Raw genomic sequence first — 13,298 nt, 5'->3', positions numbered from 1 at the left:
GACCAACTATGAATTTCAGAAATACTCTATTCGCTGCCGTGGCACTCTGCATAACGGCCAGTGCAAGCTTCGCTCAAAATTTCGGCATAGATTTTAAATCGATGCCCCGCGGGACAAAACTCCACTATGAAAGCAGCCAAGGCCCCAAATGGGTGGGAACCTATGTTGGCAAAAAAGGCAAATACCACCGGATTGATGTGCGCTTTATTCCGGATGAAAAGAAATACCGGCGCTCGGATTTCTACAACAAAGACGGATATCTTGTAAAATCGGAATACAAGAAACTGTCCAGCCAAGATGTTGACTACACGCCTTTTCATTGCGCACGCATTGTTGGCAAATGCACTATGAGCTCAACCAAAGGCGATGGGATTGTGATCGGCAATCGGCGCATGAAGTTGAAAACCCTCTACACGTATTCCACCACGCTCAACGGAACGAACTTTTCCTCCACGATCACGGAAACCACCCTGAAACTGGACTCCAAATCGCTCCAGATGAAACCATCTGTCTCCAAGCGCACGATCAAAGGCACTTTGACCGACTACAATCTGTTTCAGATGCGCCACTGGACTCGTGACGGCAAAAAAGGCTGGACGAAGCTTCTTAAGATCGAAACGAAATAGAGCTTCCTACATCAACCCTGCGTTGGGGAGCGGTCAATCGCCTCCCAACGCTGTGCGGTAAGCCCAACCTAGTTGCGCCTGATGTCAGCATCGTCTCCGAATTCACCACATGCGTCGGCGTGCGGCGACTGATCGTACACAACGCCGGCGTCTTTTCGCAAAAGTGCACCGACGCGATACCGACGTTATACCGACGCTGCACAGACACAGTAATTGCGGCCTTTTTCACAAAGCCTTGCGACTCGCCGGATGCACGCTTATCTAGAAGATGTTCCCTCGGGGACTATGGACATAAACGCGCTTGTAATAAACGGATCGGACCCGGGGGCGGTACCCGGCGTCTCCACCAAACATCCTTCATTTGGGGATCATGGGGACGAAACAGGATCGACGGACGTCTAAAGAAGTTAGCTTTGTTTCGGCTGTCTGCCACCGTTATCGGCGAAACTTGTACAATTGCAAATGACAATCGTGCTCCGGCAATGGCAGTTGCAGCGTAAGCTGTAAATGTCGCCGAAACTTAACTCCTTAGGTTTAGCGACCTAGGGCGGGGTTCGCAGGTACCTGGCAACAGAAACCTGCACCTACCCCCCTCAAAAGAGACAATTTATTTTCAAACAGACATCAAGCGCTGTTTCTGTGTCCACCACAGCGGTGCGGCCTGATCGCGCGGTTACGTTTCGATAACCCTTTCGATCTAGGGTGCCTGCAAACGCAGGAACACAGGCAAAGCATGTCCAGAAAACACATCATCGAGGATTGGTATCAACGGGTTTGGATCGATATGGATTTTACAGCCATTGACGAACACTTCACCGTCGCCACTGAGGCCGAAGGCCTCCTGCCGGATTTTTCCGTTGGTCAGGATGACTTCAAAACACTTGTTCCGATGTTTCGCGCACTGATCGATAATGTCGAAGTAAGCGTCGACAAAGTCATCGAGGAAGGCGACTGGGTTTCCGCCCTTACCTCAACGCGCGCTACCAATCCCAAAACCGGATCGCCAGTTTCCGGATACGGACAACTCACATGTCGTTTCAACGGCTCCAAAATCGTCGAAGCTTACAATGCCTTCGACTTTCTGTCGTTTTTTGAACAGCTTGGCGCCCTGCCCCCGCACTCCCTCGAACTGGGCCTAACAGGGCAAAAGATCGCCTAGCCGCCAAGAATCTCTTGATTTTGCCGTCAGGCTCTCTAGCGAGGGCATCATGAACGCACGCGTCCCTTTTTCCGAAATGATAGCCACCTTTGGGCGCATTGGGCTTATGTCTTTCGGCGGTCCCGCCGCACAGATTGGCCTGATGCACCAACACCTTGTGGATGACAAAGCATGGCTTGAGGAAAAAGAGTTTCTGGGCGCGCTGTCATTTTGCATGCTGCTTCCCGGTCCCGAGGCCATGCAGCTCGCCACGTTTTGCGGCTGGAAACTGCGTGGCACTCTTGGCGGCCTGATCGCAGGGCTTCTATTTGTCCTGCCAGGCGCCATGGTGATCTTCGGCCTGGTTTGGGTTTATGCGCTCTTTGGCACCACCCCGCTGCTGTCCGCCGCCTTTCTCGGTGTCAAAGCCACGGTTGTCGCCATTATCTTGCAGGCGCTGGTGCGTTTGTCCGGCAAAATCCTCACCTCTTGGCCCAACCGGCTGATCGCAATCGCAAGCTTTGCGACCCTGCTCAGCGGGATTTTGCCCTTTCCTGCGGTTATTGGTCTCGCCGCCGCGATAGGCATGTTTCTGAAAAACGACGCGCCTCCAGCTGCATCACCTGCCTCACCCACAGAGGCCTCGCACACCATTCGCACAATTCTGATCTGGGCCACACTTTGGCTCACGCCCGTTGCGCTACTTTTTTCAATGGACGCCCCCTTCCTTCAAGACGTCGCGGTTTTCTTCTCCAAACTGGCCGTTGTGACATTTGGCGGGGCCTATGCGGTCCTGGCTTATATGGTGCAAACCGTGGTTCAGGATTTCGGCTGGCTCAGCACAGATCAAATGATGGATGCCTTGGGGCTGGCCGAAACAACCCCTGGCCCACTTATCCTCGTGACCCAATTTGTGGCCACGTTCGCAGGCCTTCAACAAGGCGGCCCACTTCTCGGTCTTGCGGCTGGCTTCACCGCTCTCTGGTGTACCTTTGCGCCCTGTTTTCTATGGATTTTTGCCGGCGCCCCGCATGTTGAGCGCATACTCGCGGCCCCTCGGCTTGCCTCGGCCTTGTCCGGCATTTCCGCGGCTGTTGTTGGCGTGATCGCCAACCTTGGCCTTTGGTTCACTGTCACGCTTTTGTTCGCCGAAACCATCGAAACATCCTTCGGCCCAATCCCGAAACTGACCTCTCTGGACACAACCGCCGCCGCGCTCACCTTGCTTGCACTCTTGCTGATGTTTGCGGCCAAACGCTCGCTTCTGTTCACACTTGCCCTCTGTGCTCTGGCCGGTCTCGGCATAGGACTGCTCTAGTCGGCAAAATTCACGCAGCCACCTTCCGTTTCTTGCCGAATCTTCTATGCTAAAGGCACGTCATTCAAAGAGAAGAACCATGTCCCGCACGATCGACTATGGAAACCTGATGCATCGCGCCATGCGCGCGCTTATTCAAGATGTGCTCACGGATGTGGAGGCCAACGGCTTGCCCGGTGATCACCACTTCTTCATCACCTTTGATACGCAGCATCCTGATGTGGACATCGCCCCATGGCTCTCTGATCGCTATCCCGGCGAAATGACGGTTGTCATGCAACATTGGTATGACGGGTTGCGTGTCACAGACGAAGGGTTCGCCATCACTCTCAATTTTGGTGACAATCCGGAACCTCTCTACATCCCTTATGATTCCATCAAAACATTCGTTGATCCCTCCGTGGAGTTCGGCCTGCGGTTTGAAACTCAGGACGACGAAACTGACGAAGATGACCTGATGGAAGAAAGCGAAGACGATATTGTCATCGCCGAAGTCGAAGAAGAGCCACGCAAAGATGCAGAAGTGGTCTCGCTGGACAGCTTCCGGAAATAAGTCCGCAGCTTTATCAAAGCCTTAGAATCCGCAGCTGGTTACTGACCGGCGCCAGATGTCACGTCGCGCCCGTGTCTTCGCCGGAAATGATCTTCCGCCGTGCCCTGATCTCTTGTCCCATAAAATCAACGAACCGCCGCACCCGCGCGGTTTTGCGCAATTCTCCGTGCATCAATAACCAGATCCACCGATTGGCATCGATGGTTGTTTTGGGCATCTGGACAAAATCCGGTTCCCCGTAGACGCATGTGGCCGGAAGATAGCCAAACCCCATCCCTGCGCGGATCATCTCTTTTTGCATCACGACTTCACGCGCTACATGCCGTGCATTGGCCTTTGCATAGGGCGTCTTTGAGGCCCACCGCTGCACATCATCCGTGTCCGTCCAAGCCACCCAATCCAGCCCCTCACCCTGCGGCCCCGCGTGTGGCACTTTGCTTTCCAAATACCGTTGGCTGCAATAGATCCCGATTCCCGTCTGCGCCAGCTTGCGCCCGACCACATCCTCAGTGACATCATAGGCCACGCGAATGGACACATCAGCTTCCAGGCGGTTGAGATCCTCAAATTTGTTCGTGACGGTAATATCGAGTTTGATATCGGGGTAAGCCTCAGAAAAGGCGCCAAAAATTTCAGGCAGAAAATCAAACCCCAAGACCGGTGGGACCGAGACTTTGACTGTGCCTTGCGCCTCCTGATCCAGCCCAAGCACCCGAGCCTTGGCACCGTTCATCGCATCCTCGGCACTTTCGGCCAACGGTAACAAACTCTCCCCCGCCAACGTCAGGCTCATCCCTCCCCGCGTGCGGTCAAACAACCGAACGCCATAAGAGCTCTCAAGCGCTTTGACCTGACGATCCACTGTCGCATGGGTTGCCCCAAGAGTGAGCGCCGCCGCGCGCAAACTGCCTTCCCTCGCAACAGCCAGAAAATACGGCATCGCTGACCAATCCATCACGGGCTCCTGTCTCGTTTTTGAACCACAGCGTCACAAAAGATGCGGTTCCGACACAAAATATAGACACTTATCTCTATCTCACAACAGGAGGAGAAACATCATGCCCGAAATCACCGTTCAAACCACCATCAACGCCTCGGTCGAAGACGTTTGGAAAACGTGGGACGACTATGGTCACATTGAGAAGTTCAACCCCAACCTCAGCCGTTCCTTTTTGTTGGACGGTTCGCAAACCACGGGACTTGGCGCGGAACGGCAATGCACACTGACCGACGGCAAAAACTACATTCAAGAACGCATCGTCGAATACAAACCCTACCAGCGTATGAAGGTCGAAATCTTTGACGGGACGTTTCCTCTCAAAGAAAATTTTGCCACCATCGACATGCGCCAAACCGGTCCCAACCGCACTGACCTTCACTTCAAGATGGAATTCGTGCCCAAATACGGCCTGCTTGGCCGTCTGATGTTGCCACTGATGAAACCTCAGTTCCGCAAACTTCTCGGCAAAGTGGTTGAGGCCAACAAGGCCTATGTTGAGCGCGGCGAGACAGTTGCCCGCGCCGCCTAGTTCTCAAAACGCGGGCTGCGACCATTTGTGGCCCGCTGATCGCCGCTGTTAGCGGTATCCCACGGTATACAGTATTGATCTTCCCGCCCCGTGCGCTAGAACACCTCTAAATCAAACACCGGAGGTCATGATGGCAGATACCCGCACCGAAACCGACAGCTTTGGCCCGCTTGAGGTTCCTTCCGACAAGTACTGGGGCGCGCAAACGCAGCGCTCGATCATGAACTTCCCCATCGGTTGGGAAAAACAGCCCGTCGCCATCGTGCGCGCGCTGGGCGTGATCAAACAGGCCTGCGCCATGCAGAACAAAGCCACCGGCAAGATGGACGCAAAAATCGCTGACGCCGTCATTCAAGCCGCATCTGAGGTGGTCGCCGGCAAATTTGACGACAATTTCCCGCTGGTGGTCTGGCAGACCGGCTCTGGCACACAGTCCAACATGAACTCCAACGAAGTCATCGCCAACCGTGCGATCGAAATCCTCGGCGGCGTCATCGGCTCCAAAGACCCCGTACACCCCAACGATCACTGCAACATGGGTCAGTCCTCCAACGACACATTCCCGACCGCGATGCACATTGCCGCCGCAATGACCGTACGCGACGTACTGCTCCCCGGCCTGACCAAGCTGGCCGAAGGGCTTGAGGCCAAGTCGGAAGAGTTCAAAGACATCATCAAAATCGGCCGCACCCACACCCAAGACGCCACCCCGCTCACGCTGGGTCAGGAATTTGGCGGCTACGCCCACCAAATCCGCCAAGGCATCGCCCGCGTCGAGGCCGCCCTGCCGGGCATCTATGAGCTGGCCCAAGGCGGCACCGCAGTCGGCACCGGTCTGAACACTCAAAACGGTTGGGGCGAAGCTGTGGCGTCCAACATGGCCCAAATCACCGGCCTGCCCTTCGTGACCGCACCCAACAAATTCGAAGCGCTCGCCGCACATGACGCGATGGTCTTCATGTCCGGTGCGCTCGCGACGGTTGCTGGCTCCATGTACAAAATCGCCAACGACATCCGCTTCCTCGGCTCCGGTCCGCGCTCCGGTCTTGGTGAACTGATCTTGCCCGAGAATGAGCCTGGATCGTCAATCATGCCAGGCAAAGTGAACCCGACACAGGCCGAAGCGATGACACAAGTCGCCGCGCACGTCATGGGCAACAACGCCGCCATGACCTTTGCGGGTTCTCAGGGTCACTTTGAGCTCAACGTTTACAACCCGATGATGTCCTACAACCTTTTGCAATCCATGCAGCTTTTGGGCGATGTCGCCGACAGCTTCACCGAGCGCATGCTTAACGGCATTCAGGCCAACGAACCGCGCATCGAAAAGCTGATGAAAGAATCGCTGATGCTGGTCACAGCCCTTGCACCAACCATCGGCTATGACAACGCCACCAAGGTGGCCAAGACCGCGCATAAAAACGGCACCACCCTCAAAGAAGAAGCCATCGCGCTGGGGTTTGTGGACGAAGCCACTTTTGACGCGGTTGTACGTCCCGAACAAATGATCGGCCCCAAAGACTGATACCCTCGTATGACAGAATGTCAGGATCAGAGGCGACCTTGCGGGTCGCCTCTTTTCTTTTGCGCTCCTTGCGGGCAAACTCCCGCCATGACCGTGGTGAACCTCAACAAATTCCGCAAAGCCAAGGCGCAGGCTGAACAAAAGGCTAAGGCCGACGAGAACGCCGTGAAATTCGGTCGCACCAAGGCGCAGAAATCTCTGGAAGAGGCCCGCGCAGACAAAGCGCAGCGCGATCTGGACGGCAAAGAACAAGAATGAGCCGCCCCATAAAACGTTCCCTCACGCTCAAAGGCCACCGCACCAGCGTCAGCCTTGAGGATGACTTTTGGCGCGCCTTCCGCGATATCGCCGAAGAAAAAGACATCGCAATCAACGCACTAGCTGCCGAAATTGATGCGCAGCGCGATCTGAATGCCGGGCTTGCGTCAGCAATCCGCCTATATGTGCTCAACCACTACCGCACGCGCGCTGCTCGGGTCTAAGCATCCAGTTTTCTTGCTTGTAAAAATACTCACGCCGAAGGCAAGCGCCCGCGCGGGCGCTTAAACCGCCTCGCCAGCCACCAGACGAATGCGTTCAATCATCGCGCGCAAACCGTTGGAGCGTTGCGACGACAAATGCTCATTGAGCCCAAGCCGTTCCATCTCGGCGCGGGCATCCACCTCAAGCACGTCAGACACCGCCAAACCGTTATAAAGCTTGCGCAGCACTGCAATCAATCCGCTGACGATCATCGCATCCGACGCGCCGTCAAAGGAAAACACACCGCCCTCGATGCTGGGATGCAACCAGACCTGCGAAGCGCAGCCATCCACCTTGGTGGCAGGCACCCGAAGCGCCTCATCCAGCGCCGGCATATCTTTGCCCTGCTCAATCACATAGCGATAGCGGTCTTCCCAATCCTCGATAAATTCGAAATCCTCAACGATTTCTTCAAATGCTTCGCTTGCCATTGACCGCACTCCTTCTTGCCCTCTCCGAGTTAAGCCCCGTTCTCCGAAACGTCCAGCCCGTCAAACACACTTTTCAACCGCCCCCTAATGGGTTAACCCAAGAGACAAACAACGAGGCCTTTTCGATGCGCACTGCCCTGTCCGTCCTTTTGCTCGCGACTCTAACGCTGACTGCATGCCAATCGCGTTACAACCCGATCAACTGGTTCGGGAATGACACCGAGGTTCAGGCCACGTCTGAAGCCGAAGGCGAAATCAATCCGTTGGTCCCAAACGGCGGCAACACAGAGAATAAGGGCATCTTCTCCAAGCGTCCTGAACCGGTCTATGCCGGAACAATCCTGTCTCAAGTGGCCTCCGTCAAAGTTCACCGCATTCCCGAAGGCGCGATGATCGAAGTGGTCGGTGTTTCCAACATTCACGGGGTTCACAGCCTCAAACTTGACCCTCAAAACGAGGGTGAGCCGGTCAATGGCGTGCTGACTTACAACCTTTTGGGGGTACACCCCAAAGGCGGTTATACCGGCGGCTCCCAGCAATCGCGCGAAGTCACCGTTGCCCACGTTTTGACAACCGAACAGCTTTCCAATGTGCGCACCATCCGCGTGGTCGCCGCTCAGAACGCCCGCGAAACCCGTCGATAACCTGATCTTTCAGGCCCGATTTGACAAAATAATTTTTCTCTAAATCTTTAGAACGACCCCATGAAAGCGCCTCTTGCCGCAGTGGCTTTACTTGCTCTCTGCCTGTGCGTCTCCCCAACTCCCGTCGGTTGGACCCAAGGTGGCACATAATCCCACTCTCAGCGTCTGGGAATATATCGAAACCACCGCCTACAAGGGGGCAAACAAGACGTCGGCTGTGGTCCTGTCCGGTCAGATTGCGATTATTGCCCCCATCAGCGAGACCTGCGACGAAGTAGAGTTCAACCGCTATTCCAAAGACTTGATGTCAGACAAACTGAACCGTGCTCGGTATTTCCAAGGTGGCAAAGACGCGATTGCCGAACAGGTTGCGATTGCCGAAAAGCAGTACGAATCTACCTACGGTGTCAGCTTTGCGCCCGGAGCGCCCGACAACAAATGCTGGGTGGCGCACAAAGAAATTGAAAAGCAATCGCCAATCACCGCCTTCATGTGGGACAAACGGCTGGCGCGAAAGTAGCCATAGTCTTTTACTTTCCAAGGTTGGGCGTCATCAAAACTTCGCCACCCATTTCTTCACAGAAAAGATGTCGAAATAGATGCTCAGGATGGACGGCAACACCAGCACCACAAGGATCATCGACGCGGCCAAACCCGCGGCCACGCTGACCACCAGCGGCACCATCGTCTGAACCTGCGGGCTGCCGTCCGCTATCAACGGCAACAACCCTGCAATCGTGGTTCCGGTAGACAATAGAACGGGCCGGAACCGCGCGCGCACCGCATCCAGGGCGGCTGCAACGTGATTTTCCTCGTTCAGGTTGGATTGGAAAAACGTCAGGAACAGGATGGCGTTGTTCACCACAATCCCTGCCAGAGAGGCAAAGCCGATAAAGCTCGGCATCGACAAGTCCAGCCCCATGATCCAGTGGCCCATAATGGTCCCGATCAAGGCAAAAGGAATGGAGAGCATCACCACAACCGGCAGCGTATAGCTGCGGAACTGGAATGCCAGCACCATATAGACACCCACCAGCCCAAGCATCAGCTTGGACATGATTGAGGCCTGCGATTTCTGCTGTTCTTCCGAGGCGCCGCCAATTGACACCGTGACATCTGGGAAATCCGCCTTCAGGTCCGGCGCGACCTCATTCATCACAAAATTGCCAATCTCCACCGAGGTCGTGGCCTCGCGGTCAATCTGACCTACAACATTGGCCACAATGCGCCGATCCTTGCGGGTCAACGTCGGATAAGAAGCCGCCAGGTTCATATCGGCCACCGCAATCAACGCCGCGTGCTTGCCGTCGCCAACTGTCACCGGAAAAGTCTCCAGCTCCGTCAGGTTCGAGATCGTATCGCCAAGCTGTACCTGCACTTTCACGCTTGAGGCACCAATGTGGAACTTGTCGGTTTCCGCACCTTCAAAGGCTTGACGCAACTGCGTCGCCAAGGCCTGCGGCGTCAGCCCGACCGAATAGCCGTATTCGGTCAACGTCAGGTTCACTTCCTGCCGCCCGCCATAAAGATCGCTATAAGCCTCCTTCACGTCCGTGCGGGACCGCAACCGTGTCAGCAATTCTGTGGTCGCCGCCTCGACCTCGGCCGGATTGCGCCCCGCGATGTCGATGTCAATATCATTGCCGCCCGGTCCCATTTCCGCCTGCCGGAAGCTCAACTGTAGCATGTCGGGCAGGTTTCCGGTTTCCATGCGCCACGCCCGCAAAATCTCTTCCGAGCTCGCGTTGCGCTGGGCGGCGGCCAGCAAATCGACAGTGACGGTCGCAGTATTGGAGCCGTTGTCTTTCACGTTGCTGTTGGCGCCATATCGCACCAGAACACGCTCAACCAAGGGCTGCTGCTCGACGGTATTTTCTGAAAACCGCGCGTCGACAACCTCCAACGCCGCCAATATCTGCTCCACGCTATCAATGGTGCGCTCCTGACTGATGCCAGAGGTAAGCGCCAGCTTGGCCTCAATCGTGTCGCCTTCGATTTCCGGAAACCCGACCACTTTGATTTGTCCCGAAACAATCAAGCCGATGGACAGGATCAACGCCCCGATCACGGTGCCGACGGTCAAATACCGCACCCGCGCCAGAAACGCCGCAACCGGTATCACCACCCGCTCGCGCACCACCGCCAAAGCTCTGGCAGCCGGTCGCGACTCGGGATCTTTTGAAACCGATTTGCTGGGGTGGCTCAGGTGATGCGGCAGGATCAAAAACCCCTCCACAAGCGACAGCGCAAGCGTCAACAACAACACCATCGGCACATAGCGCAGGATTTCCCCAAAATCGCCCTCCAGAAACATCAGCGGCCCAAACACACAGGCCGTCGTCAGAAAAGACGACAAGACCCCCGGCATGATTTCCTTAGTGCCTCTCCAAGCAGCCTCGCGAGGCCCGACACGGCTGCGCCATTTGTCAATGTTTTCGGCAATGACAATGGAATCGTCCATGATCAACCCAACCGCCATCAACAGCGCGATCAAGGTCATCATGTTGATGGTCAGACCGAACATGTTCATCAAATAAAGCCCGCCAAGGAACGACACCGGCAAAGCCGCCGAAATCCACAGCGCTTCCTTGAGGGTGAAAAACAGCCACATCACTGCAAACACCATCACCAATCCTTTGGCAGTGTTGCCCAGAATGAGTGACAGGCGTTCTTCGACGATTTCCGTCAGATTGTTGATCACCGTCAGCTTGAAGGGCGCGGGATATTTGGCCCGCTCTTCTTCGAGAATTGCCTCCACCTGCTGGAAAATCGTGATCGAGTCGCCATCGCTGGCCTTCATGATCTGGATGATCGCGGTGGGAGAGTCGTCAATGAAGCTCTGAATGTCCTCGTCACTATCGACAAAGCGGGCGGTGGCGAGATCGCGCAACCGCACGATACCGCCATTCTGGTTTTGCAGGACAATCAGATCCTCAAGACTATGTACCGACCGGCGCACGTCCGCATAACGCAATACAAGGCTTTTTTCGCTTGTGCGCACATCGCCTAGAGGCTGCTGCAAAGAGCGCGCATTGATCGCGTCCACAACGTCCTGTGAGGACAGCCCGTAGCGTCTCAAGGCCTCCTGATCAAAGGTCACGCGCAACTCTCGGTCGGTAAGCCCTGACACCGTGGCCTCCGTCACGCCGGAAATTGCCTGCAAACGGTTTGCCAACTCGTCGGTGTATTCCAACAGGGCCTTTTTGCCGTTGATCCCGGACACCGCGACCATGTTGATCAGCTCGGTCATACCTCCGCGTTCAATGGCCGGAGTTTCCGCGGCGCTGGGGAAATCGTTGATGCCGGACACCGCCGAAGACACATCGTTGTAAAACTGCAGAATGTCCCCGCCGTTCTCCAACTCCACCGTCGCTGAGCCGCGCCCGTCAAGTGACAAACAATCGAATTCGGCCAACCCGTCGGTGCCTGTGATTGCATCTTCCAGACGCACACAGATCTCTTCATCGACGTCCACGGCCGACGCCCCGGGATAAACAACGGACACGAGAACGCTTTTGGGTGTGATCTCGGGAAATGTTTCCCGCTCAATGCCTGCAACTGTTGATATGCCCAAAATGCAGATGATCGCCATCAACAGATTGGAAGCCACAGGGTGGCGCACAAACCATTCCAGCATATCACTGGTCTCCGGTGTCAGCGGTCGCAGGCACCACTATCGGGTCCAGCGCCATGCCGATCACCGGTGGCGACGGCTCACTTAACACAAGCCGGTCCCCCGTAGACAGCCCTCCAAGGATCAGAACATCCCCGCTGATGGCAGGCCCGGTACGCACATCCACTGCCGCCAGACGGTTGTCTTGGTCCGCGACATAGACAAACGTGCCCCCCTCGTCGTCATAGCGCACAGCGGTTCTCGGCACGACGATGGTCTCCGGAATTGGTTTGGTGCGGAAATCCACAGCGGCAAATGCCCCGCTGTCCAGCCGCGCCCGCCGCATTTCCGCGTCCCCTATCGTCGGATCCTTCACCCGAACGACCATGCCGATGGTCGACGTTTCCTTGTCCAGCGTGCCCCGCATCCGCACCAGCTCTGCCGGCCAGCGCATTTCGTACCCGCCAATCGAAAGCCGAACCTCCGCCGACACTTCCGCCGCGCTCAGGAATTCCACCGCTCTGGAGGTATCAAACCGTCCGCCGTTTTCGTTGCTGTCCATCGTCATCACCTCACGCGCGGCAGTGAAAATCGGGACAAAGGCAGATGGCTGTATTTCAGCAATGACTTCTACCGCGGACGTGTCATCCAAAGTCAGCAATGTGTCGCCCGCGCGTGCGAACTGCCCGACCTCAACGTTGATTTGGGACACCCGCCCCTTAAATGGCGCACGGATTGTGGCTTTCTCGATCGCCCGCTCGGCTTCGCGCAACTCGGACTGGCGCACCGCCAATGTGGCCTGCAAACTGTCCGTTTGCGAAGGATAAAGCGCCAACGCATTCTCCAAACTCAGAACCGCATTGCTTTGCGACAACAGGGTTTTCTGTACGGTGTCCAGCGTCGCCTGAGTGGAAGCGCCGCGCTCCACCAGTTCTGAAATCCGTTCGAATTCTGCTCGTGCCACCTCAAGTGTCTGCTGTTCCAACTCAAGCGAGCGTTTGGTATTTTGCTCTTGGCGTGCGATTTCGCGAAGCTGCGCCTCGACTGCCGTAATGTTCGCTTCGGCCTTCTGACGGGACAGTTCGTGGTCCGTGACATCAATCGCAATCAGCACAGCATCCTTTTCGACGACGCTTCCTTCTGCAAGCGATCCTGGAATCGCATCGACCCGCCCCTGAACCTCAGCCACCGCTGACCATTCATGTTCCGGCGTTACGTGACCGTATCCCGTCACCTCCGCCACCACAGAGCGCGGCGCGATTTCCATGACCCGCACCGCAAGCGCGGCCTCTCCTGAACGCGTCACATCCTGCGCGCGCTCCTGCGTCATCCAAAGAAACCCGCCAACTGCAAACGCAAGGGGCGGGACAATCATCAACGGGCGGAGATTCATACGAGG

General features: G+C 56.0%; 14 protein-coding genes and 1 other RNA gene. 11 read left to right on the top strand and 4 right to left on the bottom strand.

The window, feature by feature from the left end; genetic code table 11:
• Nucleotides 1-101 precede the first annotated feature (101 nt).
• The 5 genes from BM069_RS03045 (at nucleotide 102) to BM069_RS03025 (ending at nucleotide 3,635) form a co-directional block, all read left to right on the top strand.
• Complete coding sequence (locus BM069_RS03045; RefSeq protein WP_093320077.1) at nucleotides 102-626, top strand: hypothetical protein; 525 nt, start codon at nucleotides 102-104, stop codon at nucleotides 624-626.
• Nucleotides 627-857: 231 nt separating this feature from the next.
• Nucleotides 858-1,211: a transfer-messenger RNA gene (gene ssrA, locus BM069_RS03040) on the top strand.
• Between the two features lie 148 nt (nucleotides 1,212-1,359).
• Entirely contained in the window at nucleotides 1,360-1,785 is a 426-nt protein-coding gene (locus tag BM069_RS03035) for an ester cyclase (RefSeq protein ID WP_093320074.1), read from the top strand.
• 49 nt (nucleotides 1,786-1,834) lie between these two features.
• The gene (gene chrA / locus BM069_RS03030) at nucleotides 1,835-3,082 is read left to right on the top strand and encodes a chromate efflux transporter (protein ID WP_244503509.1); all 1,248 of its coding nucleotides are present in this window, start codon (nucleotides 1,835-1,837) and stop codon (nucleotides 3,080-3,082) included.
• Nucleotides 3,083-3,161: 79 nt separating this feature from the next.
• Nucleotides 3,162-3,635 carry an SspB family protein gene (locus tag BM069_RS03025; protein WP_093320071.1) on the top strand — a complete coding sequence of 158 codons (474 nt, stop codon included), beginning with the start codon at nucleotides 3,162-3,164 and terminating at the stop codon, nucleotides 3,633-3,635.
• A 58-nt stretch (nucleotides 3,636-3,693) separates the two neighbouring features.
• Here BM069_RS03025 and BM069_RS03020 read toward each other — a convergent pair whose 3' ends face one another.
• Nucleotides 3,694-4,590: a LysR family transcriptional regulator gene (locus tag BM069_RS03020; RefSeq protein ID WP_093320069.1), complete on the bottom strand. Its 897-nt coding sequence runs from the start codon at nucleotides 4,588-4,590 to the stop codon at nucleotides 3,694-3,696.
• Between the two features lie 103 nt (nucleotides 4,591-4,693).
• Here BM069_RS03020 and BM069_RS03015 point away from each other — a divergent pair, with 103 nt between their 5' ends.
• The 4 genes from BM069_RS03015 (at nucleotide 4,694) to BM069_RS03000 (ending at nucleotide 7,171) form a co-directional block, all read left to right on the top strand.
• On the top strand, nucleotides 4,694-5,164 hold the full coding sequence (locus BM069_RS03015; protein WP_093320066.1) for an SRPBCC family protein: 471 nt from the start codon (nucleotides 4,694-4,696) through the stop codon (nucleotides 5,162-5,164).
• A 130-nt stretch (nucleotides 5,165-5,294) separates the two neighbouring features.
• Entirely contained in the window at nucleotides 5,295-6,689 is a 1,395-nt protein-coding gene (gene fumC / locus BM069_RS03010) for a class II fumarate hydratase (RefSeq protein WP_093321270.1), read from the top strand.
• A gap of 87 nt (nucleotides 6,690-6,776) precedes the next feature.
• Nucleotides 6,777-6,947 (top strand): DUF4169 family protein, encoded by a 171-nt coding sequence (locus tag BM069_RS03005; RefSeq protein ID WP_093320064.1) that lies wholly within the window; start codon nucleotides 6,777-6,779, stop codon nucleotides 6,945-6,947.
• Complete coding sequence (locus BM069_RS03000; protein WP_093320061.1) at nucleotides 6,944-7,171, top strand: ribbon-helix-helix domain-containing protein; 228 nt, start codon at nucleotides 6,944-6,946, stop codon at nucleotides 7,169-7,171. Before BM069_RS03005 ends, BM069_RS03000 begins: the two co-directional genes overlap by 4 nt.
• A 60-nt stretch (nucleotides 7,172-7,231) precedes the next feature.
• On the opposite strand, the gene BM069_RS02995 is transcribed toward BM069_RS03000, so the two are convergent.
• On the bottom strand, nucleotides 7,232-7,642 hold the full coding sequence (locus BM069_RS02995; RefSeq protein WP_093320060.1) for a SufE family protein: 411 nt from the start codon (nucleotides 7,640-7,642) through the stop codon (nucleotides 7,232-7,234).
• Between the two features lie 125 nt (nucleotides 7,643-7,767).
• On the opposite strand from BM069_RS02995, the gene BM069_RS02990 reads away from it, so the two are divergent.
• On the top strand, nucleotides 7,768-8,286 hold the full coding sequence (locus BM069_RS02990) for a hypothetical protein (RefSeq protein ID WP_093320057.1): 519 nt from the start codon (nucleotides 7,768-7,770) through the stop codon (nucleotides 8,284-8,286).
• A 139-nt stretch (nucleotides 8,287-8,425) separates the two neighbouring features.
• The gene (locus tag BM069_RS02985) at nucleotides 8,426-8,806 is read left to right on the top strand and encodes a hypothetical protein (RefSeq protein WP_139216121.1); all 381 of its coding nucleotides are present in this window, start codon (nucleotides 8,426-8,428) and stop codon (nucleotides 8,804-8,806) included.
• A 33-nt stretch (nucleotides 8,807-8,839) separates the two neighbouring features.
• Here the strand turns inward: BM069_RS02985 and BM069_RS02980 are convergent, their stop codons facing one another.
• Both BM069_RS02980 and BM069_RS02975 read right to left on the bottom strand, forming a co-directional pair.
• Entirely contained in the window at nucleotides 8,840-11,923 is a 3,084-nt protein-coding gene (locus tag BM069_RS02980; RefSeq protein ID WP_093320052.1) for an efflux RND transporter permease subunit, read from the bottom strand.
• 1 nt (nucleotide 11,924) lies between these two features.
• Nucleotides 11,925-13,292 (bottom strand): efflux RND transporter periplasmic adaptor subunit, encoded by a 1,368-nt coding sequence (locus tag BM069_RS02975; protein ID WP_093320049.1) that lies wholly within the window; start codon nucleotides 13,290-13,292, stop codon nucleotides 11,925-11,927.
• Nucleotides 13,293-13,298: the final 6 nt, after the last annotated feature.

This window comes from Shimia haliotis, assembly GCF_900114415.1.
Taxonomy (GTDB): domain Bacteria; phylum Pseudomonadota; class Alphaproteobacteria; order Rhodobacterales; family Rhodobacteraceae; genus Shimia; species Shimia haliotis.
This window is presented reverse-complemented; position numbering and strand designations above follow the sequence as displayed.

Excerpts from the sequence above, each read along its gene's own strand:
- BM069_RS03045 (WP_093320077.1), top strand. The coding sequence starts at position 102 with ATGCCCCGCGGGACAAAACTCCACTATGAAAGCAGCCAAGGCCCCAAA.
- BM069_RS03035 (WP_093320074.1), top strand. The coding sequence starts at position 1,360 with ATGTCCAGAAAACACATCATCGAGGATTGGTATCAACGGGTTTGGATC.
- chrA (WP_244503509.1), top strand. The coding sequence starts at position 1,835 with ATGAACGCACGCGTCCCTTTTTCCGAAATGATAGCCACCTTTGGGCGC.
- BM069_RS03025 (WP_093320071.1), top strand. The coding sequence starts at position 3,162 with ATGTCCCGCACGATCGACTATGGAAACCTGATGCATCGCGCCATGCGC.
- BM069_RS03020 (WP_093320069.1), bottom strand. The coding sequence starts at position 4,590 with ATGGATTGGTCAGCGATGCCGTATTTTCTGGCTGTTGCGAGGGAAGGC.
- BM069_RS03015 (WP_093320066.1), top strand. The coding sequence starts at position 4,694 with ATGCCCGAAATCACCGTTCAAACCACCATCAACGCCTCGGTCGAAGAC.
- fumC (WP_093321270.1), top strand. The coding sequence starts at position 5,295 with ATGGCAGATACCCGCACCGAAACCGACAGCTTTGGCCCGCTTGAGGTT.
- BM069_RS03005 (WP_093320064.1), top strand. The coding sequence starts at position 6,777 with ATGACCGTGGTGAACCTCAACAAATTCCGCAAAGCCAAGGCGCAGGCT.
- BM069_RS03000 (WP_093320061.1), top strand. The coding sequence starts at position 6,944 with ATGAGCCGCCCCATAAAACGTTCCCTCACGCTCAAAGGCCACCGCACC.
- BM069_RS02995 (WP_093320060.1), bottom strand. The coding sequence starts at position 7,642 with ATGGCAAGCGAAGCATTTGAAGAAATCGTTGAGGATTTCGAATTTATC.
- BM069_RS02990 (WP_093320057.1), top strand. The coding sequence starts at position 7,768 with ATGCGCACTGCCCTGTCCGTCCTTTTGCTCGCGACTCTAACGCTGACT.
- BM069_RS02980 (WP_093320052.1), bottom strand. The coding sequence starts at position 11,923 with ATGCTGGAATGGTTTGTGCGCCACCCTGTGGCTTCCAATCTGTTGATG.
- BM069_RS02975 (WP_093320049.1), bottom strand. The coding sequence starts at position 13,292 with ATGAATCTCCGCCCGTTGATGATTGTCCCGCCCCTTGCGTTTGCAGTT.